The organism is Bradyrhizobium sp. AZCC 2230, from assembly GCF_036924495.1.
Taxonomy (GTDB): Bacteria; Pseudomonadota; Alphaproteobacteria; order Rhizobiales; family Xanthobacteraceae; genus Bradyrhizobium; species Bradyrhizobium rifense.
Window position 1 is genome coordinate 9,767,524 of the sequence record NZ_JAZHRS010000001.1, and the last position, 24,641, is coordinate 9,792,164.

Sequence of the window (24,641 nt, forward strand, 5' to 3'; positions counted from 1 at the left end):
CTGCATTTGCCGGGCTTCACGACTGTTGAACAAGACGACTGCCGAAGAGGAAGGAAACGCAAATGAATAAAGCTCTCCTGGCCCTCGCGTTACTCGCGAGCCTGTCGACCGAGACCTTTGCCCAGCACGCCGGTACCGATCAAGACGAGAAGGCCTGCATCCACGACGTTGAGCGATTATGTAGCAAGTGGAAGGATCAAGGCGATTTTACCATTCTGGCCTGCCTGAAGGAAAATCGCACCAGGCTACATCCGGCTTGTCGAGACGTGCTGATCAGACATGGGCAGTAGCGTTGTTCAAAGCTGGTTCGTTCCCGCATCAATGCCTTCCGATGGACCGGCCGCGAACGGAATGAGCAGCAGTCCGAACAGCGCTACGCATGCGAGGAGGGCCCAGGCTTCGTTGGCGCTGAGCGCGAACGCGGCCTTTTCGACCATGGGACGCAGATAGGCTTCGATCGTGGCATCGGATACCCCAGCAGGGCGGTGGGCAAACAACGTCAGGTCAAGCCCGATCGCCTGAGCCGCGGTCACATCGCCTGCAATCAGACGATCGCGCAAAGCGTCTGCGTGCCCGCCGGTGCGCCCATAATGGATCGTATCGATCAGCGCGATACCGATTGCGCCCCCGACGTTTCGCATCAGATTGAACAGGCCGCTTGCGTCGGGTACCTGTGATGCGGTCAGCGAACCCAACGCCAGCCGGGTCGGAGGCAGCAGGCAAAGCATGATCGCAACGCCGCGCAAGACTTGCGGCCAGAACATTTCCTGGAAGTCGGCGACACGGCTCTCGAATGCACTGCAACCCAGTCCGATCGCGAACAGACCAAACCCCGCTGCCGACAACCAACGGGGATCAAACCTGCTTTCCAGCAGGCCCGCAACCGGCGCGGTGGCAAGCTGCGCAACGCCGGTGACGAGCATGATCGTGCCGATTTCAAATGCGTCATGATGTCGGACATAAGCGAGGAAGACCGGCATGAGATAGACCGAGCCGAACAATCCAATTCCGAGGCAGAAGCTCAATGCGCAACCGATCGCAAACGAGCGAGATCTGAATGTCGACAGTTCGACCACCGGATGCGCGGCCCTGAGTGTTCGGATCGCGAAGACAGTTGCTGCAGCTGCACTCAGGACGATCAGGATGGAGCAGAATGGAGAAAGCCACCCGCGTTGCGGGCCTTCCTTCAGGCCGATCTCCAGGCATGCAAGCGAAACCGCAAGAAGTGCGAGAGACGGCACGTCGAGTGTGGCCAGATCAGAAAGCCGGGGTCGTTCGCGCGGCAGCAGCATTGGCGTGGCGAGTGCGGCGACCACGCCGGGGGCGACATTGATCAGAAACAGCCAATGCCAGGACCAGGTGTCGGTGATCCAGCCACCGACCACCGGCCCGACCGTGGGCGCCAGCACGGCCATAATGCCGGCCATGGTGGTGGCAACGGGATGCAAACGGATCGGAAACAGCAGGAAGACAGCGGAAAAAACCGCCGGGATCAGCACGCCGCCAGAGAAGCCCTGAAGCACGCGGAAGCTGACAAGCGTCGTAAAACTGCTGCTGAACGCGCAACCGATGGAGGCGAGGGTAAAGAGGCTGATCGCAATAACGAACAGCCATCGCAGCGTCAGAGCGCGCGTAAGCCACCCGGTCAGTGGAATGGCGATGATCTCGGCGATCAGATACGCGGTTTGAATCCAGCTCATCGCCTCTCGCGATATGGCGAGTGTACTCTGGATCGTGGGTAGCGAAGTGGCGACGACCTGAATGTCGAGGATCGCCATGAACATGCCGAGGCACATCAGGACGAAGCCAAGCCACGTAGCCGCATTCGGCTCGGTAACCGGTTCAGACATTGTGCGCCACGCACACACGGGACGCGGCGAGGGCACGGTTTTCGGTCTGTATGCGGATCGCGAGAACCGCAGCGTTGAGGATGGTGAAGATGACGGCCAGCAGCGGCAGATCCAGAACCAAAGGGAGCACGGCGATCTCGCCGGCTACCACGGCATAGTTGGGATGCGACAGAAATCGATAGGGTCCCGCTGACACGAGCGGTTGTTCGGACGGAACAATAATCCGCGTCGTCCATCGTGAGCCGAGCGTCCAGATGACCCAGAAGCGAAGGCACTGAAGGACAAGGTAGCTGGCCAGGGCGACGACATTCACCGGTTGGTCGCGTCCGAACACCCACAGCGACAACAGCCAGGCTGCATGAACCGCGATGATCAACGGATAATGCCGGGGTGCCACCTCGACGGCGCCGCGCCAGGAGCTTTCGCGTGTTAGCGCGCGAAATGACGAGTTCGCCCACGCGCTGCAGCGTGATGGCGCCGAGAATGAGTTCAGCAAACGTCACGCAGTATGCCGTAGCGTGACACAGCTCGCGGTGAAGCCGGGTCCGAGCGCCGTCAACAGCGAGCGCGCCGGCAGCCCCTTCGCGCGAGCCTGCTCGAGCACGAACAATACAGTGGGTGACGACATGTTGCCAAAGTCGGCGATAATCTGCCGTTCATGGGAAAGCGTTCCCTGGTCGAGCGCGAGCGCGCTTTCCAATGCACCGATAACCTTCGCGCCGCCGGGATGGCAGATGAACCGTTCGATGTCTTCCATCGAAAGGTGCATTCTGGAGAGAATTTCGGTCACGGCGGAGCTGAAATGCCTCGTGACGAAGTCAGGTATGGTGCGGCGAAAGATGACGCCGAATCCCTCCGGGTCGACACTCCATCCCATGATGCCGAGCGTATCCGGCCAAAGGTGTTCGCCGGCCGCCTCGATTTGCGTCGCGCCGCCATCGCCCGCGCGCAACACGATTGCGGCAGCGCCGTCGCCAAACAGGCTGACAGCGACGATGTTGGCTTTGGTAAGTTCGTCCAGGCGAAGAGCGAGCGAGCAGAGCTCGATCGTGACCAGCAGCACGTTGGTGCCGGGCCGCGCTTGGGCGAGGCGCGATGCAATCGATAAACCCGAAACCCCGCCCGCACAGCCAAGACCAAACACCGGTACGCGCATCGCGTCGGACCGGAAGCCCATCCGGCGGGCAACGCGCGCCTCGAGACTTGGTGTCGCGATTCCCGTGGAAGAGACGGTCACGACAGTGTCGACATCGCCGCCGGCAAGTTGCGCGCTCGCCAGCGCCTTCTCGGCGACATCGACAAATAGCGCCTCAGCTCCTTCGAGAAAGGCCTCGGTGCGTTCGGGCCAGCCTCGTCGTTCGAGATACCAGTCGAACGGCTTGACACCGTGACGCTTCACGATTCCGGTGTTCGAGAAGATGCTTGAGAACCTCTCGAATTCGGGAAAGCGGGTGCCGAAGACATCCCATGCCGCCGTCAGCACGTCCTCTTGCAAAAACACGTGGGGAGGCACCGACGTCGCCAGGGAGACCAGTGCAGCCGGGGGCATCGGGAATTCTGGTGTTTCTGTCATCAGCATAAGAAACATCGGCGCGGTGCAAATATTTCGACGCTTGTACGAAATGATCTAGCCGGACCCGTCACTAAAACTTGAATGGCGCTACGACCTCCCAGGTTTGGATTCAACATGCAGAGGTTGTTGCTTCCGCCTGGCGAGGCATTCGAGTGCCATCAGAATCTGACCATGGTCCATCAAACTGCGGCACTCCACGTCAACGAAAGCCAGGGCAATCAGTCCCGTTTGATCGATGACATAAGTCGCGGGGGCGGATCCAATCTCGCGTTCCTGTGGATTGCCGTTTGTGTCATCAATGTCTGGGCCATTTGGTGCCGACACCTGGAAGGTCAATCCGTAAGACTGGGCCACGTCTCCCTTTTTGTCGGCCAGGATGGGAAAGGGAAAGGACGCAGCGTCTTTGCCCAAGGGACGAGGATCGAACGGTTCGACTGCGATAACGACCAGCGCCGCCCCCAATCGCTCCACACCGCCTTGGAGCGCCGACAAAGAGTTGAATTCGCGAACACAGCTTGCCGTATTCTCATTGCGGCAGAATCGAAGAACAACCGCGCTGCGAAGCAACAGCTCGCGCAGCGCGACGCGACGGCCGTGTTGATCGCGAAGGCGGAAGTCAGGGGCCTTCTTCCCCGCTCGCACGGCGCGCAAGCCGCGACCCAGCGTATCGGTGTTATCAGACGAGCGTCCGCGCCCGGCGGGTAGACCAGGTGGGTCGGATCCGTCGTTTGACCATATCAATCTGGTCACCATCTATTCTCGGGCAGGTCGACGCGCCACACCATGGGCGATCTATCGCGCTGATAACACCCTTCTCGGGGTGATAATGCTCATTCCACGGGAGAATGGATATGGACCGGCACCTTGCGATGGAGACGTTCGTTCGCGTTGTTGACACGGGATCGTTCTCTGCCGCGGCGAGCCAGATGAGAGTGGGGCAGCCAGCGGTCTCCAAAGCGATTGCTCAGCTTGAGGAATGGCTTGGTGTTCGTCTTCTGTTGCGATCGACGCGCAGCCTGACCCCTACCGAAGCGGGGATGAATTTCTATGTCAGGGCAAAACGCTCCATCGAGGAGGCTGAAGAAGCCGTTCTGGCAGCGCGCGGCGCCGGAGCCGCACTGACTGGAAAGCTGCGCATCGCCGCTTCCGTTTGCTTCGGGCGCCTTCACATCATGCGCCAACTTGATCGTTTTCTGGAGAAGAACCCCGAACTCGAGATCGATATGGTGCTGGATGATCGGCCCATCAACCTGGTGGAGGAAGGCATCGATGTTGCCTTCCGCAGCGGCTCGCTGGCGGATTCGACCTTGGTGGCACGAAAGCTTGGTCAGGCGCGCCGGCAGGTCATGGCGACCCCGAACTACTTCGCGAAATACGGAGAGCCCAAAAGTCCGGCAGAGTTGATCGCGCATCAGACCGTCATTTACACTCCGGATGGGGGCGGCGTGTCCTGGACGTTCCGTCAAGGATCGGCTGAGACGTCGGTGGCGGTCGGGGGCAGGTTGAAGGTCACCGCTGCCGAGGGATTGCGGGAGGCGGTGTTTGCTCACCTCGGCATTGCCATTACATCCGAGTGGAACTTCGCTCCCGAACTTGCGTCAGGTATCGTCAAATCCGTTATGAATGACTGGGAGCTTCCCAGCCTGGAGCTCTGGGCAGTTTATCCGACCGGGCGGATGGCGAGCGCCAAGGCGAGAGAGTTCGCCTCATTTGTCGAGACTTGTATTCCGACCACACCGAGCGAGTCACTGAAGAGACCACTGACCGCGTGAGGTAAGGCGCGCGGGCCATTCATTCTTGGTCAGAATATCTAATAGTCCCCTCTCGCGTCTAATGCGGGGAGCATCCCGCCGCTACCTTCGTCTTGATGATTGAGATCGAACAACGCTGACGATCATCGTCACGCGACGGTGCGATCACGCATGGACGAAGTGCCGCGCGTTTCGGGCGGCCAACAAAGGATCGTAGAATGAGCACGCAAGTTGTTTTGATCACCGGTGGCCTCACGGGCATCGGGCGCGCCGCCGCCGTCGCCTTCGCCAAGAAGGGCGCGAAGGTGGCCGTTGCCGGCCGGCGGGATGAGATCGGCAAGGAGCTGGTCAAGGAGCTTCGTTCTCTGGGTGCCGAGGCTGAGTTCATCAAGGCCGACGTCCGCAAGGAAGATGACGTTCGCGCCATGGTCGACAAGACCATCGCGCGGTTTGGTCGTCTCGATGTCGCGGTGAACAATGCCGCCACCGAAGGCCAGGTTGGCCCGATCACGGACCAGACCGCCGAAACCGTTGCGGCGACGTTCGAGACCAATGTTGTCGGAGTGGTCCTGAGCATGAAGCACGAAGTGCGTGTCATGCAGGCCCAGGGGAGCGGGAGCATCATCAACATTTCCTCGACCTATGGGCACGAGGGCGCGGCCTTTGCCTCGATCTATGTCGGCGCCAAGCACGCCGTCGAAGGCATTACCAAATCGGTGGCGCTCGAAGTTGCCAAGTCGGGAATTCGCGTGAATGCCGTCGCGCCTGGTCCGACCGACACCGGCATGCTGACCCGCTTCACCGGCACGGCGGAGAACAAGGCGGCCTTGGTGGTCCAGGTTCCGCTGGGTCGGCTCGGGCTCTCCGAGGAAGTCGCCGACGGCATCGTGTTCATCGGTTCGGACGAGGCCAGGTTCATCACCGGTCACGTTCTCAACGTCGACGGCGGACACAGCGCCAACTGATCCTGTTTGGGCGCGGAGGCTTACTCCGCGCGCCAATACGGGCGTGGTCGTCCCGAGGCAACCCTTCTCGCAGCTTCGCTGCGCTTCCCGACGCCGCCACTTTCGACCGCTTCGTACCCAGGCTCGAGCCGCCGCAAAAGGGAATCAATGACCCAGCACAATCACCAGACCGCGCCGACGCAATTTGTCGAAGCCAACGGCATCCGCTTTGCGTATCGCCGCTTTGGCAAGACGGCCGGCGCGCCGCTCGTCTTCAACCAGCATTTCACCGGCACCATGGACCATTGGGATCCGGCAGTGACCGACGGTCTCGCCAAGGACCGCGAAGTGATCCTGTTCAACAACGCCGGTGTATCCAGCTCCTCCGGAGAGGTGCCCACCACGATCGGGAAAATGGGCGCCAATGCGGTGGCATTCATCAAGGCGCTGAGACTGACGAAGGTCGATGTGCTCGGCTTCTCCATTGGCGGCTTTGTCGCGCAGGAAATCGCCCTTCAGGCGCCCGCGCTCGTGAGGCGACTGGTCTTGGTCGGCACCGGTCCGCGCGGTGGCGAGGGCATGGCCACGCTCACACCAGAGGCGCAGGAGATCTTCGGCGCCACCCATGACGAGCCCGATCATCTCTGGCTTCGTGTGCATTTCACGAAGTCCGAGAAGAGCCAGGCTGCGGGCCGCGAGTTCCTCAAGCGCTTCCGGCTACGCGCCGAGCACCGCGATCCCGAGGTCAACGAGAAGGTCGCGCCCGCCCAGATCGAGGCGATCAGCGAATGGGGCGCGCCACGGGAGGAGCCGTTCGAATATCTGAAGGCGATCCGTCAGCCGGCACTGGTCGTGAACGGCAGCAAGGACGTGATCATCTACTCCGTGAATTCGTTCATCCTGCAGCAGCAACTGCCTGACGCCCAGCTTGTCCTCTATCCAGACGCCAATCACGGTTCGCAGTACCAATATCCGAAGCGGTTCGTCCAGCACGTTTCCGCATTCTTGTCCGAAGAGGATGCGCGATGACGCAGCGCTCGTGCCGCTTGTCAAATCTGCCCCCGATCCAAGAGCACTCATGTCAGTTCCAGTGAAAATCGTCGTCGTCTATCACAGCGGATATGGGCACACCGTGAAGATCGCCGAAGCAGTCGCACGTGGTGCAACGGCCGTCAGTGGCGCGAGCGTGGAACTTGTAACGGCAGAGCAAGCGCCAGCTCGGTGGGACCTTCTCGATGGCGCAGACGCCATCATCATGGGAGCGCCCACCTACACGGGGAGCCTGTCGGCACCGTTCAAAGCATTCATGGATGCGACCTCGCACCTTCAATATGCCGAGAAGCGCTGGGAAGGCAAGATCGCCGCCGGCTTCACCAATGGCGCGTCCCGCGGCGGCGACAAGCAGAACTCGCTGGTCCAACTGATGACATTCGCGGCCCAACACCAAATGCATTGGATCAATCTCGGGCTGAACTATGGGAACAATCGCTCCTACACCAACGAGGACATCCTCAACCGCGACAGCTACACGCTCGGGATGGCCGGCCAGGCCGACATGGATCTGAGCGGCGATGTTGCTCCTCCGCCCTCCGATCTTCGGACCGCGGAATTCCTCGGCCGCCGCGTGGCCGAGGTCGCGCAGGAGCTGTCGGCTGGCCGGGCGGCACTCGGCCGGCGATCTAACCGCGGCGTTTCGGGTGGTGCCGACAATCAGGATCCGGAAGGCCGGGGCGTGACGGCTTCCAAACACAATCGAGACACGACTGGACTGGTCACCGCCTAAGGTTTCGCACGATCCGCTTCCATTCAGAAGGAGACACATCATGACTGACAGGCCGATAAAGAATCCGGGGCCCGATCACCCCATTTCGATCGAGGCGAACCTGTCTCGCGTCGTTGTCAAAGTCGGCGGAAAAGTTATCGCCGACACGCGTGATGCGCTGACGCTTCGCGAGGCGTCCTATCCGCCGGTTCAGTATATCCCCCGCCGGGACGTCGATATGGCCGCGCTCGCGCGCAGCGAACACACCACCTACTGCCCCTACAAGGGCGACGCCTCCTACTACAGCATTCCAGCGGGCGGGGATCGTTCACGCAATGCAGTGTGGACTTATGAGACCCCGTTTGAAGCGATGGCGCAAATCAAGGATTACGTCGCCTTCTATCCAGATCGCGTCGACGAGATCAAGGCGGCGTAAGGGAGAGAGTACAGATGTCGACGACAAAGCGCACTGCACTTGTCACAGGTGCCTCCGGCCTGGCCGGCGGCTACATGCTGGCTCACCTGCTCGAGCAGGGTGGCTGGGATATCGTTGCGGTGTCGCGCCGGAAGCCGCGGATACCCGGCGACTACAGGCACATCGCCGTGGATCTTCTCGATCCGGCCGACTGCCAGGCCAAGCTCGGTCCGCTCACCAACATCACGCACCTGTTCTATTTGGCCATTACGGAGCGGGCAGATCCCGCCGAGACGATGTCGGCGAACGCCAACATGTTCTTCAACCTCGTCAAGACCGTCGAGGCTGCGTCACCCGTGCTCGAGCATGTTCATCTCTCTCAGGGCACCAGGTGGTACGGAAATCACCTCGGTCCCTACAAGACTCCGACCAAGGAAGATGATCCGCGGCACATGCCGCCGAATTTCTATTACGACCAGCAGGACTTTCTCGAGGAGTTCCAGAAAGGAAAGCGCTGGACCTGGTCGGTCGGGCGTCCGCACGCGGTCTGCGGATTCTCCACGGGAGGACCGATGAACCTGACCCTGGCGATCGCAGTCTATGCGAACGTCTGCAAGGCACTGGGGTTGCCTCTCAGCTTCCCAGGCAAGCCGGGCGCGTATACCGCGCTCTACCAGTGCACGGACGCCGCTCTTCTGGCAAAGGCCGTCGCGTGGATGGCGACCGATCCGAAATGCGCCAACCAGGCGTTCAACATCACCAATAGCGATCTCATCAGGTGGCAGAACCTGTGGCCCAGATTCGCGAACTTCTTCGGGATGGAGCTGGCTCCGCCACGGCACATCAACCTTGCGCGGTCCATGGCGGACAAGGGACCGATCTGGGACAAGATCGTCGAGAAGAGCGGATTGCAGAAATTCCGCTTCGAAGAGATTGCGGCCTGGGGCTACCCGGACGGCGTATTCGCTTCCGATTACGATATCGTCTCCGATACCAGCAAGGCCCGCCGTTTCGGATTCCACGACCTGGTGGACACCGAGGAAATGTTCTTTCGGATGTTTTCAGACTTTCGGCGTGAGCGGATCATTCCGTGACCTGCTAGACCGAGCGGCCAGCCCTTTACGAAATGCTTCCGCTTCCACGCGCGATCAGGTCGTCCACTTTAGAGAGAAACACCTTGAGAAGTGAGGACGTGTTTGCCCTGTTGTAGCCGATCACAAGATCGATCATCGGTGCTTCGCCTTGCAAAGGGCGGCTGACGACCGATGGTGGAAGAAGATTTCGGGCATAAAGCGGCAACAAGGCGAGGCCGCGCGTGGACACGATCATTGAGATCGCCATCGAAATATTGTCGACTTCCTGGTCAGGGGTGAGATCGATTCCGATGCGCGCGGCATAATCGTCGATGACAGCCCTGAGAGCCGGTGATGTCGTCTTGGGAACACTGATGAAGGTTTCGCGCGGGATGTCTTGCGGGCGAATGGCATCGTGCTTGGCGAGGCGATGATCGCGGGGTAGCAGGACGACGAGGGGCTCTTTCGCCAGAAACTTGAATGCCAGGCCCGGCATCTGGTCTTCCCGCCGGAGAAAGGCCACATCGAGTTTGCCCTGAAGCAGCCCCCTTGCGAGGTCGGGCGATAGCTGACTGTGCACGATGACTTCAATGTTGGATTGATCGTCGCGGAGAATCCTCAGGGCTTCGGGAAGCCACGTGACCTCGTGCCCGGTCAGAAATCCAAGAACGAAAGACGGCTTGGCGACCTGTGCCGCCCGCCGCGCCGATTCGCCGGCGACCTCGACCTGCGCCAGCGCCAGGCGCGCGTGATCGAGAAAGGCGCGGCCTGCCGGGGTGAGTTCGATTCCACGCGGATTGCGTATCAGTAATTGGGCGCCGACCTCCAACTCGAGATCACGGATCTGCCGGCTCAGGGACGGCTGGGCGGTGTGAAGCCGCCGCTCGGCCGCCAGCGTGAGGCTTCCTTCCTCAGCCACCGCAATGAAATAGCGCAGATGACGCAGCTCCATGCTCTGTCCATACCTTTAGAGTATGGGACGGACCCTACAAAGTCTTTCTCCTTTCCGCCATGGGCACCTAAATCACTTCTGTTGAAGGTATCTGGAATGCGCCGCCCGCCTGGGCTCTCAGGAGTAGTCTCTGCCAAGCAAGGCTTTCCAGCAATACTGCTCGTTCTTACAGGAGAAGCTCCATGACCACCTCCGTTGTCCTGATCACCGGCGCCTTGGCCGGTATTGGCCGTGCCACCGCCCTGGCCTTCGCGCAGGAGGGTGCCCGGATTGTCGTCTCCGGCCGCCGCGATGAGGCGGGACATGCCCTGACCCAGGAGCTCCGCAGCCTCGGCGTGGAAGCCGAATTCATTCGCGCTGACGTTCGCCACGAAGACGAAGTCCGCAACTTGATCGACAAGACCGTAGCGCGGTTCGGCCGACTCGATGTGGCCGTCAACAACGCCGGCACTGAAGGCAAGCCCGGTCCGGTGACGGAACAGACCGCCGAAAGCTACGCGGCCACTTTCGACACCAACGTGCTCGGTGTGCTGCTCAGCATGAAGCATGAAATGCGCGTGATGCAGGCGCAGGGCAGCGGCAGCATCGTGAACCTCTCGTCGACCATGGGACACCGCGGCGCGCCGGGTGCATCGATCTACACCGCCAGCAAGCACGCGGTCGAAGGGCTGACGAAATCCGCGGCGCTCGAAGGTGCGGCATCGGGCATTCGCGTCAATGCGGTCGCGCCCGGGCCCGTTGAAACGGAAATGCTGGACCGGTTCACCGGCACGCCCGAGAGAAAAGCCGGACTGGTCGCGGGAGTGCCTCTCAAGCGTGTCGGCACCCCTACGGAGATCGCCGATGCCATCGTGTTCGTCGCTTCCGCCAAGGCGTCGTTCATCACCGGCCAGATCATCGCCGTGAATGGCGGCAAAACCGCTTCGTAAACTTCCAGAGACCTTGTGGAATTCGCGAGGATGACAGCGATGATCAAGGTAGCGCCTGCGTCCGTTCGCCGTAACGTGGCGGACCGGACCCAGCCTTCGATGGGAGGGCGATTCGTCCTCGGGCGTCGCGCGAGTCTGTTGGTATCGGCGGGCGTGGTGGGTCATACGCTTTGGACAAGTGCGGCGCCCGCACTGACCTACGGGCTTTATGCCGAGGAGTGGCATCTCACCCATACGATGACGGCGGCCATCTTCGCCATCTATCCGATGACCGTCGTCGTCATGCTGATCGGCTTCGGCGGCATTTCCGACCAGATTGGCCGCCGCGTGACGATGTTGGCGGGCCTCTTTGCCTCGCTCGTCGGTGCGCTATTGTTTGCCGTCGCGCCTAACGTGTGGTGGGTATTCGCGGGGCGTGCCCTGATGGGCATCGGCGTCGGCCTGGCGGCGAGCCCGTCGACCGCCGCGATTCTGGAGTTCACGAACCCGGAGCACGCGAAGAGCGCCGCCTCGCTCACGATGGGGGCGCAGGCCATCGGCTTCGTCACGGCTTTGCTGTTCGGCGGCGCCTTGACGCAATACGGGCCATGGCCGACGCGCCTTTGCTTTTGGGTACTCGCACTTTTTCTCATCGTTCTTCTGATCGGGACGTGGTTCTTGCCCCGTCACACACCCGGCGATACGGGCGGTGACCGGCGCTCGTGGATGCCATCCGTTCCGAAGCATCTACGTCGGGCTTTTGCGGTGTCATCGACCGCCATGGTGGCGGCCTATACATTCGGCGTTTTGGTCCTCTCGCTCGGCGGCCAAGTTGAGCGCGACCTCATCGGTTCACCCAACGCCTTTCTCAACAGCGCCGTTCTTTCATTGTTTCCCATCGTGATGGGAACGACCGGGATCATCGCCCGGACTCTCTCGCCGCGGGCGGCGCTGATCGTCGGCGCGCTGATCTCGTGTTCGGGCATGGCGCTGCTCGTCCTGGCGGTCAGCCTGCGGGATCTGGTCACCTATTTGCTGGCGACCTCCGCCGCGGGAGGGGCCTACAGCCTGTTGTTTGTCGGCGGCCTGCAACGGATCAGCGCGGTGGCTCCCAAGCGTAACCGCGGCGGCATACTCTCCGCCCTCTATCTCCTGGGTTATCTGTCGATGGGTGCGCTCGCCCTCGTTCTGGGTGCTATTGCGACGGCGAGGGGGCTCAGTCTCGCAGTCGATATCGGTGCGGCAGCGATCATCCTGTTGAACGTTGCCACGCTTGCGCTCGCAACGGCGACGCCCACCATACCACCACCACCCGACCCGCATCCACGTGAGGACCACGCGAACGATCGTGCGTCGGCGGGCTATGACGGACCTGATGTCCTGTCGGGCAGGAGGAGAAGCAGCCCGACGACTGCGAGCAGCATCAGCACGTTGCAAAGAGCGACTGCACCAAACGCCTGGACATAGGATGCCGTCTGGTTGAGGCCTCTCGATCCGGCACCAGACAGCGTCAGAAAGAAAGGTACCTCCAGTGCCGCTACCCCCAATGCATTGCCGCCGCGCTGCATCGTCGTCAGGACCCCGGATGCGGATCCGACATGGCGGTCGTGGATACCGCTCATCACCACGTTCAGGATGGGCGTCATGAAAAGGCCCATACCGGTGCCGACGAGCAACAGGGACGGAAGAAGCCATGCGGCCGGAAGCGGATCGATCGTCCAGCACAGGACCAGCGCCAGAAGCATCCCGGTCAAGTCCACGAGCACGCCTGCCATCATGATACGGCGCACCCCAAGCGCCGCAAGCCGACTTGCAATCGGCGAAACGATTCCGAACGCTGCACCGAGTATTGCCAGGCTCGCTGCTGTGGCCAGTGGCGAGTACCCGTAGCCCGTCTGCATGAGCAGCACGTAGGAGAAGCTGAAGGGTGTCGTGGATGCCCAGAAGATGAGGATCAGAAGCGCGCCGACATTGAACGCGCGGTCGCCAAACAGGTCGGTCTCGAGCAGCGGAAAGAGATCGTGCCGCGACTTCCAGCGTTGGTGGAGATAGAACCCGACGAAAGCGACCGGGGACGCGACCAGCATCGCGCGCGACGAGATTCTGGAAGCGCATGCTCGTCATGAATCGAGCCAACAGAAGTATACCCCGGCGAGGCCATATCGGGATCTGCTGCCTATCGTCTACAAGCGCCTCGCCGAGGAGTGGGGCGTGCACGTCACACACGAAGATTGTGCCGAATACGGCCGGTCCGTCGGAAATTGGCCAGCGTTCGAGGATTCACCGGGAGCGCTCCAGTACCTCAAGAAGTATTTCAAGCTCGTCATCCTGTCGAACTGGACAACGAGACGTTTCAAGCGAGCAACCGCAGGTTTCAGGTGGAATTCGACGCGATCTATACCGCGGAGGACATTGGATCCTATAAACCGTCGTCCCGAAACTTCGACTACATGATCGAAAAGCTGGGAGAGATCGGCGTGAAGAAGGAGAGGATCCTACACACGGCCGAGAGCATGTTCCACGACCACAAGCCGGCGAACGAGCACGGCTTGAAGTCGTGCTGGATCTATCGTCGTCACGCCCAGCAGGGATTCGGAGCAACTATGAAACCGGGGCAGATGCCTCACGTAGACTTCAGGTTCAACAGCATGCATGATCTCGTAAAGGCTCATCAGGAACAGTTGGTGAAGTGATGTGCCCACCCTGGCCTCGGGCCGCCTGGCGGCCAGGGACCTCGCGACTTACAGGAGCGTATCCGCCGGCGAAGGCAACCTATGGCCAAAGCGGACTACCCTTGTTCGGTCCCGATCTTCTTGGCCGAAAGTAGCTTAAACTTGCCGATCATGGATCGGAGCGAGAGTTCAGGTTTCTCAGTTGTGTTAGAGAGCCGCGTGTGCGCCGGGAGACGGAGATAAATCCATCGAAGACTAGCGTCGGCTGTCGAATCGGAGGTGGATTGCTGCACCGAGAGAAGCGTTGAGGGCCCTCAATATCTTGGTCCTGCGGTCTGCTACGTAGAGGCGCCCGCCTCGTTCGCACGGATTGGTCGCGATGATACCGCGATCCTTTTGTGAACGACATGATCCGCGCCAACGTCATCCAGGCGTAATCCGCTTTGGTGGTGTCTCTGCGAACAAGTCGCGGGAGGTCTTGAATTCGCCGCGGACGCGACGGCCCGCAAGAGCTGTCACCGGCAGGTCGTCGAAAGGTTCTTGGTCGTCCAGTTCATGGAATGGTCCGTCAGAGTTGGCTTGATCGAGCGGCGGTGGTGAAAGGAGGACGGGCGCGCCCCGTCCTCCCAGGGGTCACTTCTTCATCGCCTCATAGATGGCAAAGCTGTAGGCGCCTTCGGGCTTCTTGGTGATGACGGGATCGGAACCGCCCGACATCAGGGTTGCGACCGTGCGGTCGAAGTCCTTGACGTCGAGCTTGCCGTCGGCGTCGCCGAGCAGCTTGCCGATTTCGCCCATCATCCGCTTCTGGTCCTTCTCGGTCTTGGCGCCGGTCGAGTCCGCGGCGAGGATGATCTTCACGGCCTCATCGGGATGCGCCTTGGCGTATTCCCAGCCCTTCATCGAGGCCTTCACGAACTTCGCCATCTTGGCGACGAAGGCCGGATCCTTCAGATTCTTTTCGAGCACGTAGAGGCCGTCCTCCAGCGTGGCGACGCCTTCGTCTTCGTATTTGAAGACCACGAGCTGGCTCGGTTTGTAGCCGCCGTCGATCACCTGCCAATATTCGTTGTAGGTCATCGTGGAGACGCAGTCGGCCTGCTTCTGGAGGATCGGGTCGACGTTGAAGCCCTGCTTGATCACCTTGACGCCGCCCGGCGAGCTGTCGGTCTTGAAGCCGAGCTTCGACATCCAGGAAAGGAACGGATATTCGTTGCCGCCGTACCAGACGCCGAGCGTCTTGCCCTTGAGGTCAGCAGGCTTCTTGATGCCGGTGTCGGCGCGGCAGGTCAGCTCCAGGCCGCTCTTCTTGAAGGTCTGCGAGATGTTGACGAGCGGGACGCCCTTCTCGCGCGAGGCGAGCGCGGACGGCATCCAGTCGACGGTCACGTCGGCGCCGCCGCCGGCGATCACCTGCGGGGGCGCCACGTCAGGGCCACCCGGCTTGATGGTGACGTCGAGGCCGGCCTCCTTGTAGAAGCCCTTGTCCCTGGCGACGAAGTAGCCGGCGAATTGCGCCTGGGCGACCCATTTGAGCTGGATGGTGACGGTTTCGGCTGCTTGTGCGTTCGAAAGCGTCAGGCCGAGCGAAAGACCTGCGGCCAGTGCCAATGCGTGCTTCATGCAAGACTCCAAATTCGAAGTGGACCTTGCCGACCTAGGTCCGGTAGGACGGATGCCAAAACGTTGTCGCGCGTTCGGCGAGCGTGACAAAGCCGTAGAAAGCCATTCCGGCCAGGGCGGCCAATGCAATCTCCGCCCAGACCATGTCGATGGCCATGCGGCCCGCCTCGGTGGAGATGCGAAATCCGATACCCTGCGTCGGAGTTCCGAAAAACTCTGCAACGATCGCGCCAATCAGGGCGAGCGTGGCGTTGATCTTGAGCGCGTTGAAGATGAACGGAAGCGCGGCGGGCAGATAAAGCTTGGTGAGCGCCTGGGAATGGGTGGCGCCGTAAGAGCGCATCAGGTCGCGTTCGATATGGCCGGCCGCATTCAGCCCGGCGATGGCGTTCACCAGCATCGGAAAGAAGGTCACGAGCACGACCACGGCGGCTTTCGAGGGCCAGTCGAAGCCGAACCACATCACCATGATCGGCGCGACGCCGACGAGTGGAAGCGCCGAAAAGAAATTGCCGAGCGGCAGCAGCCCGCGGCCGAGGAAGGCGTAGCGGTGCGCCAGGATCGCGACCAGAAGCCCGGCGCCGCAGCCGATGAAATAGCCCGCCAGCACGCCGCGGATGAAGGTCTGGACGAAGTCGGCGCCAAGGGTCGGCAGCGAATGGATGAATCTCGTCGCCGCCGCGCTCGGCGACGGCAGCAGCACCGGCGGCACACCGAAACCGCGCACCGCGACCTCCCAGAGATAGAACACGGTGAGACCGAACAGGAGCGGGACCAGCAGATCGAGCGCGCGTTGTAGCTTGCCCCGGACCTGATGTGTCCCGGCAAGATTGACCACGCCGAGTGCTGCCGACAGCCAGCAGGCCATCACGATCATCCAGAAGCCGGCGCGTGCCGCCCCCGCCACGGCCGGATCGTCCAGCAGGACCAGCGAGGCGGCGGCGGCAAGCGTCGCGCCGGCAAGACCGGGAAGTGTCGCTCGTTGGTCCGACAGCCAGGCGGCCAGCAGGAACAAGATGCCGGCTGCACCGACAATGGGCCAGACAATAGGATAAGCCGATAAAGGCGGCGATTGCGGCGCGAGCGGAAGCAAGAAAGCGACCGCCAGCGCGGCGGTTGCGGCGATGAATCCCAGCCTCAGCTTGCGCGGATCCATCAATGAGCCCCCATGCGCCGGCCAGTTTCGCGCTCGATCAGTCCGATCAGCGCGATCAAGGCGGACGAGAGAACGGCGGCGGCGACCAGCGCCGACCAGAGCTGCACTGTCTGCCCGTAGTAGGAGCCTGAGAGCAGCCGCGCGCCGATGCCGGCTTCGGCGCCGGTGGGCAATTCGGCGACGATGGCGCCGATCAGCGAAATGGTGACGGCGACCTTGAGGCTCGCGAACAGATAAGGCACCGACGCCGGCCAGCGCAGCTTCCACAGCACCTGGCGCGGCGTCGCCGACCATGTCCGCATCAGTTCGAGCTGCAGGGGATCGGGCGAGATAAAGCCCTTGACCATGCCGATGGCGACGGGAAAGAAGCACAGATAGGCCGAGATGATCGATTTCGGCAGCAATCCGTGCAGTCCCAGCGCCCCCAGCACCACGATGAAGATCGGCGCCAAGGCCAGCACCGGCACCATCTGCGAGCAGATGATCCAGGGTAGTAAGCTCCGCTCCAGCACTCGGCTGTGTACGATCAGCAGAGCCAGCACGATCCCGAACAGCGCGCCGAGCAGGAACCCGAGCAAGGTCGCCGACAATGTCACCAGCGAATGGTAGACGAGGCTGCGCGGCGCCAGCGGCGGATAGCCGAACACGGAATCGAGGAACGCCGAGGCGATCTGGTGCGGTGCCGGCAGCAGTGGCCGCTCGGCATCCATCGTGCCAGCGAGCACGTCGCTCATGGCATACGGCGTCTCTTCGCGCTCGAAGCCGTCCCGGACCAGCGACCAGTTCATGGCGACGGCCGCGACGTACCAGACCGCGACCAGCGCCAGCACCATGGTGAGGACCGGCGCGTAACGTGCGACCAGGGGATGATCCCTAAGCGTGCGCGCGGGACGCAAGGGCAAAGCGAGCGAGCTACTCGTCATAGGAGTGCCCCGCGCGCAGGCCGTTGCGGACGCGCTGCGCCACCTTCAGGAATTCCGGCGTCTCGCGGATTTCCAAGGACCGCTCGGCCGGGAAATCGCAGTCGATGACATCGATGATGCGGCCCGGGCGCGGCGACATCACCACGATCCTGGTCGACAGGAACACCGCTTCCGGAATCGAATGGGTCACGAACAGCACGGTTTTGCCGGTCGACTTCCAGAGCTGGAGGAGTTGCTCGTTGAGGTGATCGCGCACGATTTCGTCGAGCGCGCCGAACGGCTCGTCCATCAGCAGCAGCGCCGGATCGAAGGACAATGCGCGCGCGATCGAGACACGCTGCTGCATACCGCCGGAGAGCTGCCAGGGAAACTTGCGCTCGAAGCCGGTGAGGTTGACCATCGACAGATAGCGCTCGACTCGCTGCTGCTGCTCGATCTCGGAATAGCCCATGATCTCCAGCGGCAGCTTCAGGTTCTTCTCGATGGTCCGCCAGGGGAACAGCGCCGGCGCCTGGAACACATAGCCGTAGCTTCGGGCAAGACGCGCCCCTTCCGCGCTCATGCCGTTCACCGTGAGCGTGCCGGAGGAGGGCTGCTGCAAATCGGCGATCACCCGCAGCATCGTGGTCTTGCCGCAGCCGGACGGACCGATGAAGGAGACGAACTCGCCCTCGGCGACTTGCAGATTGACGTCGGAGAGCGCCTCGACCCGGCCGTCGGCCGTGTCGAACGTCAGCGAGATACTTTGCGCATCGACGACGAGCCGCCTTGGGGCGTGGTCCGCGATCGGTTCGTCGGGTATGGAAAGACTTGGCTTTGGCATGGCGATGCGAAATATTGTCGCAAATGAGGATTGTCGTGGCGCGCCCAATGTTTGCGCAGGTGGGAAGCATAATAAGCAGGTTTTTGTCTGATTTCGAAGCAATTGACGCGCGGGTGGCTTTTGACTTGCCTCGTTCACAGCAGATAGTTTCGTGTTCGCTTTCGCAACAAGCGCGCGAGCCCTCGATATGCGAGCCATATGAAGCCTGCTCCCTTCAAATTCGTCGCGGCGTCGTCGCTCGACCACGCACTTGCGCTGAAGGCCGAATATGGCGACGAAGCGCGGTTTCTCGCGGGCGGCCAAAGCCTTATCCCGGCGATGAATTTTCGCCTGGCGCGGCCTTCGGTGCTGATCGATATCAATGCGCTCACCGGGCTTGCCGGCATCGATCGCTCGGAGACGGGTCAGGTCAGGGTAGGTGCCCTGACGCGCTACCGGGCGCTTGAGCGGGATGGCGATTTTCTAAGGGCGTGCCCGCTGTTCGCTGACGCGCTGCCGCATATCGCGCATCCGCAGATCCGCAACCGTGGCACCATCGGCGGCAATCTCTCCCACGCCGATCCGGCTTCGGAACTGCCGGCGCTCGCGGTCGCCATGCAGGCGGAGATGCGGATCAGGTCGGCGGCAGGCGGGCGAACGGTGGCGGCGTCCGACTTCTTCGCCGGCCTGCTCACCACCGATCTCGCCAGCGACGAGATGCTGGTCGATATCACCTTTCCCGTCCTGGCCCCACGCAGCGGCGCCTGTTTCATGGAAATCGCGCGCCGCCGCGGCGATTTCGCCATCGCCGGCGTCGCGGCCATTGTGACGTTAGACGAGGAGCGCCGCTGTGCGAGCGTCCGGCTCGCGCTCTGCGGTGTCAGCGAGACGCCGGTGGATGCCGGTGCCGCCACCTCGCCGATGCTCGGCAGCCGTGTGACGGGCGAGGTGATCGACGCGGTCGCCGCTGGCGTGCGGGAGCTCATCGCGCCGTCCGGCAACGTTCACGGCAGCCCGGACTACCAGCGGCATGTGGCCGGCGTGCTGGTCCAGCGCGCCATCCGCACCGCTCATCAACGGATTGGCCATGCAGCCTGACCAGCATGAGATCGAGTTTACGGTGAATGGCACCCATTATCGGCGCATGGTCGAATCGCGCATGCTGCTGTCCGATTTCCTGCGTCATGAGCTGGGGCTCGCCGGCACCCATGTCGGCTGCGAGCACGGCGTGTGCGGGGCTTGCACCATCCTTCTCGACGGCCATCCGGTCCGTTCCTGCCTGATGCTCGCGGTGCAGGCCAATGGCCGCGCGCTTGCGACGGTCGAGGGGCTGGCGTCCGCGAGCGGCGAACTGCATCCGGTGCAGCAGGCAATGCACGCGCATCACGGCCTGCAATGCGGCTACTGCACGCCCGGGATCCTGATGACCATGACGGCCTATCTGGCGGAGCATCCGTCACCATCGGAGGACGAGGTGCGCGAGGCGCTGTCCGGCAATCTCTGCCGCTGCACCGGCTATCAGAACATCGTCGATGCGATGATGGATGCGGCTGCGCGGATGCGGGAGGCGGCGCCATGAGCACCCGCTTCTTCGGCGCGCCGGTCAAGCGCAATGAGGACAGGAAGCTCCTGACCGGACAGGCGCTGTTCATCGACGATGTCGAGCTGCCGGGCATGCTGCATGTCGCTTTCCTGCGCAGTCAGGTTGCTCATGCCCGCCTCAAGCATATCGACGTATCGCGCGCGCGGAAGCGGGCGGGCATCGTCGCGGTCTATGTTGCCGAGGACTATGGCGACTATTGGCAGCCCGGTCCGCTTCTGGTGCAGCCGCCGCCGATTCCGGGAAGCACCTTCAATCCGCGAACCCAGGTGCCGCTCGCCAGGGACAAGGTGCGCTATGTCGGCGAGCCGCTGGCCGTTGTCGTCGCTGAGAGCCGTTACCTCGCCGAGGATGCGCTGGACGATATCGATGTGGAGCTGGAGCAGCTATCCGCGGTCGTCGACATCGAGCAGGCGCTGACGTTCTCATCGGCGCGGGTCCACGACGATCTCGGCTCGAATGTCGCAGCCCATGTCCACCAGGTCAAAGGCGACTATCGCAAGGCTGCCGCGAACGCGCACATCATCCTCAAGCGCCGCTTTCGCTACGAGCACGGCATCTCCTCGCCGATCGAGACTCGCGGCGTGGTCGCGCAGTGGAATGCGCGCGGTCAGCAGATGACGATCTGGGATACGACCCAGGCGCCGGTCTTCATCCGCAACGGTCTTGCCGCCATGCTCGGCCTCGGCGAGCGGCAGGTGCGCGTCATCGCGCCCTTCGTCGGCGGCGGCTTTGGGCCGAAGATCATGATGTTCTATCCGGAAGAGGTGGCGCTGCCCTGGATCTCCATGCGGCTCAACCGTCCGGTCAAGTGGATCGAAGACCGACTCGAGCATTTCGTTGCGACCACGCATGAACGCGGCCAAATTCACGACGCCGAGATCGCCGTCGCGGCCGACGGCCGCATCCTCGGCGTCAAGGACGTCTTCCTGCACGACACCGGCGCCTACAACCCTTACGGCCTGACAGTGCCGATCAACAGCCAGTGCACGCTGCTCGGCCCCTACGTGATCCCGGCCTATGACAGCACGTTCACGGCCGTGTTCACCAATCTGCCGATCGTCACGCCCTATCGGGGCGCTGGGAGACAGCACGGTGTTTTCGTGATTGAGCGGCTGCTTGATCTCGCCGCGCGGGAGCTCAACATCGATCGCGCGGAGATCCGGCGGCGCAACCTGATTCCGCCGGACGCCTTTCCATACAACAACGAGATCATCTTCCAGGACTTCGCGCCGCTCAGCTATGACAGCGGCAATTACGAGCCGGTGCTCGCCAAGGCGCTCGACGCGATCGGATATCAGTACTTCCTGAAGGAGGAGCAGCCCAGGCTCCGCGAGGAAGGACGCTGCGTCGGTATCGGCATCGCCTGCTACGTCGAGGGCACTGGCATCGGCCCGTATGAGGGCGCCAAGGTGCAGGTGCAGACCAACGGCAAGGTGAATGTGGCGACCGGCATCGGCACCCAGGGGCAGGGGCATTTCACGAGCTTCGCCCAGATCGTCGCCGACCAGCTCGGCGTCGATCCGGCTGACGTCGATATTGTCACCGGTGACACCGACCAGTTCTACTGGGGCGCCGGTACATTTGCGAGCCGCGGCGCGGTGGTGGCGGGGAACGCCGTCAGCGCGGCGTCGTCCGTGGTCAGGCAGAAGGCCTTGAAGCTCGCGGCCGACGCCTTCGAATGCGCCGAGGAGGACCTCGTCCTGGCCGACGGAAAAGTGTCGATCGCGGGGATTCCGGGAAAGTTCATCCGCCTCGGCGAGCTTGCGCAGCGCGCCAATCCGATGCGCGGTGCGGTGAAGCCGGGCACCGAGCCGGGGCTCGAATCCACGCAATATTTCGGCCCGCCCTCCGGCGCGACCGCCAACGGCGTTCATGCCGCGATCGTCGAGATCGATCCGCTGACCTTCGAGCTGAAGGTGCTCAAATATGTCGTGGTCCATGATTGCGGCACGGTGATCAATCCGATGATCCTCGAAGGCCAGATCCATGGCGGCGTCGCGCAAGGTATCGGCAACGCCTTCTTCGAGAAGCTCGCCTTCGATGATCAGGGCCAGCTTCTCAATGCTTCGCTCGCCGACTATCTGCTGCCGACCGCGCTCGACGTGCCACGCATGGAGCTTGACCATACGGTGACGCCGTCGCCGCTCAATCCGCTCGGCATCAAGGGCGCAGGTGAGGCGGGAGCCATTCCGGTGGGGGCCGTGTTCGCGCAGGCGATCGAGGATGCGCTCCAGCTCACCTCGCGCAAGCTCGAGCTGTTGGAGATTCCGCTGAGCCCGAGCCGGTTGTTCGAGCTGACACGACAGGAGGCCCCATGAGAACGGCACGCGTGTTTCGCCTTTCGATGGCCCATCCTGGCGATCTCTCCGAGCTCGACGATCTGATTGTGAGTGGCACGATCAAGGCGGCCGACGTCGCGGCCATCATCGGCAAGACCGAGGGCAATGGCGGCGTCAACGACTTCACCCGCGGCTACTTTACCCAGACGCTGATGGCGCTGCTGTCGAAGCATCTCGGAAGGCCGGCCGCCGAGCTCGTCCGCGAGGTTCCCTGCGTGCTGTCCGGTGGCACCGAGGGCGTGATGAGCCCGCATTACAGCGTCTTCTGCGTCAGCGAGGGCGAAGCCGCAAAGCGGTATCCCTCGGCGCTCGCGATCGGCACCGCCTTCAGCGCGCCGGTTCCGGCCGAGGATGTTGGCCGGAGCGCGCATGTCGAGAGCGTGGCGGCGACCGTGCGCGCAGCGATTCTCGGCGCCGGAATCGAGAGGGCCGAGGACGTGCATTTCGTGCAGGTGAAATGCCCCTGCGTGACGGTGGCGCGGGCGGCCGCGGCCATCGCCGCCGGCAAGACGCCGCTGACCAGCGACCCCAACAAGTCGATGGCCTTTGCGCGCGCCGCGGGCGCCTTTGGCGTTGCGCTCGGGCTGTCCGAGATCAAGCCGGACGACTTTACCGATGCTTCGCTGCTCGCAGATTTTGCGATCCAGTCGCCGCGTGCCAGCATTTCCTCGGGCGTCGAGGTCGAAAGCAACGAGGTCGTGGTGCTCGGCAACAGCCCGAACTGGGCGGGCGATTTGCGCATCGCGCACCGGCCAATGAGCGATGCACTCGATATCGGTGGGGTCGTCGACGTGCTCGCCGATCTCGGCTTCGCGGCCAGCCCGCAGGTTTCCGCTGCCGATGCCACGCGCATCGCCTCGGTGCTGGTCAAATGCGAGCCGGACCGGCGCGGCCGGATCCGCGGTCACCGCCACACCATGCTCGACGACACCGACATCAACGCACAGCGCCACATCCGCGGCGCGGTTGCCGGCCTCGTTGCCGGCGTGATCGGCGATGGACGCATTTTCGTCTCGGGCGGTGCCGAGCATCAGGGGCCGGATGGCGGCGGCCTGATCGCCGTGATCGCGTCGCAGGAAGGGGCTGGCTAGATGCGGATTGTCATCATCGGCGCTGGTGTCGCGGGATGCGTGATGGCGCGGCGGCTCGCAGCTCTCGACGGCGTCGAAGTGACCTGTCTCGAGCGCGTCAGCCGCGACGACCATTCCGAGGCAGGCACCGGGCTCAATGTCGGGCCGAATGCGGTGAAGGGGCTGCGCGCGGTCGATCCGGAACTTGCCGCGCGCATCACCGAGGCGAGCTTCGTCTGGGCCAATTGGCGTATTTCGCTCACCGACGGCACTGTGCTGTTCGATCTGCCGCTCAAGGACGTCGCCGAAGGTCCGGGTTGGCGGATCCGCTGGTCGGAGCTCTATCGCGTGCTGCGCGAGGCGGCCGGCGCGAGTGTCGACTATGGCTGCGAGATCACACAAATCGCGCGCGATGCCGCCGATCCGCGCAAGACAAAGGTCGCCTGGCGTCAGGATGGCCGCGAGCATCGGCTCGACAGCATCGATCTCTTGATTGCGGCGGACGGCCGCTACTCCGATGTGCGGCGGACCATCTCCGGCGGGGCGCCGGTGCGTCTCACGGGCGTCGCGATCTCGCGTCTCCTGGTGCCGGACACCTCGCGCGGCCTGATCGACGACTATGAGCAATGGTTCAACGGGCCGAACCGGTTGCTGGCGTTCCGCGTGCCGCCGGATCATGTCTATCTGGCCGGCACGTTCCCGATCGAATCGGAGATCCCGGAAGCCCGCAAGACGCCCGATGCGCTGCGCGCCGCCTATGCGCCGGCTCACGCGCCGCCGAGCGACCAGGCGCGCTGGCTCGTCGACCAGCTTTGCAATGGCGTCGCCGACACGCATTGGGCGCGGATGCAGGAGCATGACTTGCTGTACCGTGCCGCCGACTGCAACGTGCTCTATCTTGGCGACGCCGCTCATGGCATGGTGCCGACCCTGGGCCAGGGGGCGACACAGGCGATCGAGGATGCCGCCTTTGCGGCGGCGCTGATCACGCAACGCCACCAGGCCGGCGCGCGCGACGTCGTGCGGTGGCTTGCGGAGATTGAGGCGCTGCGGTCTGATCGTATGCGCTTCGTCATGGAGTTTTCACTGGCCGCGAGCGACACGATTCTCGCCGGCGGGGATCCTGTCGCGGGCACGCGCAAGAAGAGCGACGAACCGTTTCGCAACAATCTGAAGGCGCTGTATCGTCAAATCGGCCTGCCGATCGACGGCAGTCAAGCGTGAG

Annotated in this window: 25 protein-coding genes; 15 read left to right on the forward strand and 10 right to left on the reverse strand. The window is 62.8% G+C overall.

The window, feature by feature from the left end:
• Window positions 1–62 precede the first annotated feature (62 nt).
• The gene (locus V1280_RS46410; RefSeq protein WP_334538017.1) at window positions 63–290 is read left to right on the forward strand and encodes a hypothetical protein; all 228 of its coding nucleotides are present in this window, start codon (window positions 63–65) and stop codon (window positions 288–290) included.
• Between the two features lie 6 nt (window positions 291–296).
• Here the strand turns inward: V1280_RS46410 and V1280_RS46415 are convergent, their stop codons facing one another.
• From V1280_RS46415 to V1280_RS46430, 4 genes are all read right to left on the reverse strand, one after another.
• Entirely contained in the window at window positions 297–1,796 is a 1,500-nt protein-coding gene (locus V1280_RS46415; protein ID WP_334538018.1) for a DHA2 family efflux MFS transporter permease subunit, read from the reverse strand.
• A 46-nt stretch (window positions 1,797–1,842) separates the two neighbouring features.
• On the reverse strand, window positions 1,843–2,226 hold the full coding sequence (locus V1280_RS46420; protein WP_334538019.1) for an isoprenylcysteine carboxylmethyltransferase family protein: 384 nt from the start codon (window positions 2,224–2,226) through the stop codon (window positions 1,843–1,845).
• 123 nt (window positions 2,227–2,349) lie between these two features.
• Window positions 2,350–3,429, reverse strand: a complete 1,080-nt coding sequence (locus V1280_RS46425; protein WP_334538020.1) for a type III polyketide synthase — start codon at window positions 3,427–3,429, stop codon at window positions 2,350–2,352.
• A gap of 81 nt (window positions 3,430–3,510) precedes the next feature.
• A complete protein-coding gene (locus tag V1280_RS46430) occupies window positions 3,511–4,176 on the reverse strand; it encodes a redoxin domain-containing protein (RefSeq protein WP_334538021.1) in 666 nt (221 codons plus the stop codon).
• A 98-nt stretch (window positions 4,177–4,274) separates the two neighbouring features.
• Between V1280_RS46430 and V1280_RS46435 the strand changes: the two genes are divergently transcribed.
• The 6 genes from V1280_RS46435 (at window position 4,275) to V1280_RS46460 (ending at window position 9,389) form a co-directional block, all read left to right on the forward strand.
• Entirely contained in the window at window positions 4,275–5,195 is a 921-nt protein-coding gene (locus V1280_RS46435; RefSeq protein ID WP_334538022.1) for a LysR family transcriptional regulator, read from the forward strand.
• A gap of 197 nt (window positions 5,196–5,392) precedes the next feature.
• On the forward strand, window positions 5,393–6,139 hold the full coding sequence (locus V1280_RS46440) for an SDR family NAD(P)-dependent oxidoreductase (protein ID WP_334538023.1): 747 nt from the start codon (window positions 5,393–5,395) through the stop codon (window positions 6,137–6,139).
• Between the two features lie 147 nt (window positions 6,140–6,286).
• On the forward strand, window positions 6,287–7,147 hold the full coding sequence (locus V1280_RS46445) for an alpha/beta fold hydrolase (protein WP_334538025.1): 861 nt from the start codon (window positions 6,287–6,289) through the stop codon (window positions 7,145–7,147).
• Window positions 7,148–7,196: 49 nt separating this feature from the next.
• Entirely contained in the window at window positions 7,197–7,901 is a 705-nt protein-coding gene (locus tag V1280_RS46450; protein ID WP_334538026.1) for a flavodoxin family protein, read from the forward strand.
• Window positions 7,902–7,941: 40 nt separating this feature from the next.
• Window positions 7,942–8,316, forward strand: coding sequence for a DUF427 domain-containing protein (locus V1280_RS46455; RefSeq protein WP_334538027.1), 375 nt, complete (start codon window positions 7,942–7,944; stop codon window positions 8,314–8,316).
• 14 nt (window positions 8,317–8,330) lie between these two features.
• On the forward strand, window positions 8,331–9,389 hold the full coding sequence (locus tag V1280_RS46460) for an SDR family oxidoreductase (protein WP_334538028.1): 1,059 nt from the start codon (window positions 8,331–8,333) through the stop codon (window positions 9,387–9,389).
• A 25-nt stretch (window positions 9,390–9,414) separates the two neighbouring features.
• Here the strand turns inward: V1280_RS46460 and V1280_RS46465 are convergent, their stop codons facing one another.
• Complete coding sequence (locus V1280_RS46465; protein ID WP_334538029.1) at window positions 9,415–10,320, reverse strand: LysR family transcriptional regulator; 906 nt, start codon at window positions 10,318–10,320, stop codon at window positions 9,415–9,417.
• A gap of 182 nt (window positions 10,321–10,502) precedes the next feature.
• Here V1280_RS46465 and V1280_RS46470 point away from each other — a divergent pair, with 182 nt between their 5' ends.
• Window positions 10,503–11,249 carry an SDR family NAD(P)-dependent oxidoreductase gene (locus V1280_RS46470; RefSeq protein WP_334538030.1) on the forward strand — a complete coding sequence of 249 codons (747 nt, stop codon included), beginning with the start codon at window positions 10,503–10,505 and terminating at the stop codon, window positions 11,247–11,249.
• A gap of 39 nt (window positions 11,250–11,288) precedes the next feature.
• Window positions 11,289–12,695 carry an MFS transporter gene (locus tag V1280_RS46475; protein ID WP_334538031.1) on the forward strand — a complete coding sequence of 469 codons (1,407 nt, stop codon included), beginning with the start codon at window positions 11,289–11,291 and terminating at the stop codon, window positions 12,693–12,695.
• Here V1280_RS46475 and V1280_RS46480 read toward each other — a convergent pair.
• A complete protein-coding gene (locus V1280_RS46480; RefSeq protein ID WP_334538032.1) occupies window positions 12,590–13,315 on the reverse strand; it encodes an MFS transporter in 726 nt (241 codons plus the stop codon). The genes V1280_RS46475 and V1280_RS46480 overlap by 106 nt on opposite strands.
• 291 nt (window positions 13,316–13,606) lie before the next feature.
• Between V1280_RS46480 and V1280_RS46485 the strand changes: the two genes are divergently transcribed.
• Complete coding sequence (locus V1280_RS46485) at window positions 13,607–13,921, forward strand: hypothetical protein (protein WP_334538033.1); 315 nt, start codon at window positions 13,607–13,609, stop codon at window positions 13,919–13,921.
• A gap of 612 nt (window positions 13,922–14,533) precedes the next feature.
• Here the strand turns inward: V1280_RS46485 and V1280_RS46490 are convergent.
• Genes V1280_RS46490 through V1280_RS46505 form a run of 4 tightly spaced genes read right to left on the reverse strand, consistent with a single transcriptional unit; the run spans window position 14,534 to window position 18,425 of the window.
• The gene (locus tag V1280_RS46490) at window positions 14,534–15,523 is read right to left on the reverse strand and encodes an ABC transporter substrate-binding protein (protein WP_148771684.1); all 990 of its coding nucleotides are present in this window, start codon (window positions 15,521–15,523) and stop codon (window positions 14,534–14,536) included.
• Between the two features lie 34 nt (window positions 15,524–15,557).
• Complete coding sequence (locus tag V1280_RS46495) at window positions 15,558–16,679, reverse strand: ABC transporter permease (RefSeq protein ID WP_334538034.1); 1,122 nt, start codon at window positions 16,677–16,679, stop codon at window positions 15,558–15,560.
• The gene (locus V1280_RS46500; RefSeq protein WP_442895212.1) at window positions 16,679–17,602 is read right to left on the reverse strand and encodes an ABC transporter permease; all 924 of its coding nucleotides are present in this window, start codon (window positions 17,600–17,602) and stop codon (window positions 16,679–16,681) included. The genes V1280_RS46495 and V1280_RS46500 overlap by 1 nt, the downstream gene beginning before the upstream one ends.
• Window positions 17,592–18,425, reverse strand: coding sequence for an ABC transporter ATP-binding protein (locus tag V1280_RS46505; protein WP_334538035.1), 834 nt, complete (start codon window positions 18,423–18,425; stop codon window positions 17,592–17,594). The genes V1280_RS46500 and V1280_RS46505 overlap by 11 nt, the downstream gene beginning before the upstream one ends.
• A 198-nt stretch (window positions 18,426–18,623) precedes the next feature.
• Between V1280_RS46505 and V1280_RS46510 the strand changes: the two genes are divergently transcribed.
• The 5 genes from V1280_RS46510 to V1280_RS46530 are packed head-to-tail and all read left to right on the forward strand — an operon-like array spanning window position 18,624 to window position 24,640.
• Window positions 18,624–19,502: an FAD binding domain-containing protein gene (locus V1280_RS46510; RefSeq protein ID WP_334538036.1), complete on the forward strand. Its 879-nt coding sequence runs from the start codon at window positions 18,624–18,626 to the stop codon at window positions 19,500–19,502.
• Entirely contained in the window at window positions 19,492–19,983 is a 492-nt protein-coding gene (locus V1280_RS46515; RefSeq protein WP_148771689.1) for a (2Fe-2S)-binding protein, read from the forward strand. The genes V1280_RS46510 and V1280_RS46515 overlap by 11 nt, the downstream gene beginning before the upstream one ends.
• A complete protein-coding gene (locus V1280_RS46520) occupies window positions 19,980–22,325 on the forward strand; it encodes a xanthine dehydrogenase family protein molybdopterin-binding subunit (RefSeq protein ID WP_334538037.1) in 2,346 nt (781 codons plus the stop codon). The genes V1280_RS46515 and V1280_RS46520 overlap by 4 nt, the downstream gene beginning before the upstream one ends.
• Window positions 22,322–23,437 (forward strand): ring-opening amidohydrolase, encoded by a 1,116-nt coding sequence (locus V1280_RS46525; protein WP_334538038.1) that lies wholly within the window; start codon window positions 22,322–22,324, stop codon window positions 23,435–23,437. Before V1280_RS46520 ends, V1280_RS46525 begins: the two co-directional genes overlap by 4 nt.
• The gene (locus V1280_RS46530) at window positions 23,438–24,640 is read left to right on the forward strand and encodes an FAD-dependent oxidoreductase (protein ID WP_334538040.1); all 1,203 of its coding nucleotides are present in this window, start codon (window positions 23,438–23,440) and stop codon (window positions 24,638–24,640) included.
• Window position 24,641: the final 1 nt, after the last annotated feature.

Excerpts from the sequence above, each read along its gene's own strand:
- V1280_RS46410 (WP_334538017.1), top strand. The coding sequence starts at position 63 with ATGAATAAAGCTCTCCTGGCCCTCGCGTTACTCGCGAGCCTGTCGACC.
- V1280_RS46415 (WP_334538018.1), bottom strand. The coding sequence starts at position 1,796 with ATGTGCCTCGGCATGTTCATGGCGATCCTCGACATTCAGGTCGTCGCC.
- V1280_RS46425 (WP_334538020.1), bottom strand. The coding sequence starts at position 3,429 with ATGCTGATGACAGAAACACCAGAATTCCCGATGCCCCCGGCTGCACTG.
- V1280_RS46430 (WP_334538021.1), bottom strand. The coding sequence starts at position 4,176 with ATGGTGACCAGATTGATATGGTCAAACGACGGATCCGACCCACCTGGT.
- V1280_RS46435 (WP_334538022.1), top strand. The coding sequence starts at position 4,275 with ATGGACCGGCACCTTGCGATGGAGACGTTCGTTCGCGTTGTTGACACG.
- V1280_RS46440 (WP_334538023.1), top strand. The coding sequence starts at position 5,393 with ATGAGCACGCAAGTTGTTTTGATCACCGGTGGCCTCACGGGCATCGGG.
- V1280_RS46445 (WP_334538025.1), top strand. The coding sequence starts at position 6,287 with ATGACCCAGCACAATCACCAGACCGCGCCGACGCAATTTGTCGAAGCC.
- V1280_RS46450 (WP_334538026.1), top strand. The coding sequence starts at position 7,197 with ATGTCAGTTCCAGTGAAAATCGTCGTCGTCTATCACAGCGGATATGGG.
- V1280_RS46455 (WP_334538027.1), top strand. The coding sequence starts at position 7,942 with ATGACTGACAGGCCGATAAAGAATCCGGGGCCCGATCACCCCATTTCG.
- V1280_RS46460 (WP_334538028.1), top strand. The coding sequence starts at position 8,331 with ATGTCGACGACAAAGCGCACTGCACTTGTCACAGGTGCCTCCGGCCTG.
- V1280_RS46465 (WP_334538029.1), bottom strand. The coding sequence starts at position 10,320 with ATGGAGCTGCGTCATCTGCGCTATTTCATTGCGGTGGCTGAGGAAGGA.
- V1280_RS46470 (WP_334538030.1), top strand. The coding sequence starts at position 10,503 with ATGACCACCTCCGTTGTCCTGATCACCGGCGCCTTGGCCGGTATTGGC.
- V1280_RS46475 (WP_334538031.1), top strand. The coding sequence starts at position 11,289 with ATGATCAAGGTAGCGCCTGCGTCCGTTCGCCGTAACGTGGCGGACCGG.
- V1280_RS46480 (WP_334538032.1), bottom strand. The coding sequence starts at position 13,315 with ATGCTGGTCGCGTCCCCGGTCGCTTTCGTCGGGTTCTATCTCCACCAA.
- V1280_RS46490 (WP_148771684.1), bottom strand. The coding sequence starts at position 15,523 with ATGAAGCACGCATTGGCACTGGCCGCAGGTCTTTCGCTCGGCCTGACG.
- V1280_RS46495 (WP_334538034.1), bottom strand. The coding sequence starts at position 16,679 with ATGGATCCGCGCAAGCTGAGGCTGGGATTCATCGCCGCAACCGCCGCG.
- V1280_RS46500 (WP_442895212.1), bottom strand. The coding sequence starts at position 17,602 with ATGACGAGTAGCTCGCTCGCTTTGCCCTTGCGTCCCGCGCGCACGCTT.
- V1280_RS46505 (WP_334538035.1), bottom strand. The coding sequence starts at position 18,425 with ATGCCAAAGCCAAGTCTTTCCATACCCGACGAACCGATCGCGGACCAC.
- V1280_RS46510 (WP_334538036.1), top strand. The coding sequence starts at position 18,624 with ATGAAGCCTGCTCCCTTCAAATTCGTCGCGGCGTCGTCGCTCGACCAC.
- V1280_RS46515 (WP_148771689.1), top strand. The coding sequence starts at position 19,492 with ATGCAGCCTGACCAGCATGAGATCGAGTTTACGGTGAATGGCACCCAT.
- V1280_RS46520 (WP_334538037.1), top strand. The coding sequence starts at position 19,980 with ATGAGCACCCGCTTCTTCGGCGCGCCGGTCAAGCGCAATGAGGACAGG.
- V1280_RS46525 (WP_334538038.1), top strand. The coding sequence starts at position 22,322 with ATGAGAACGGCACGCGTGTTTCGCCTTTCGATGGCCCATCCTGGCGAT.
- V1280_RS46530 (WP_334538040.1), top strand. The coding sequence starts at position 23,438 with ATGCGGATTGTCATCATCGGCGCTGGTGTCGCGGGATGCGTGATGGCG.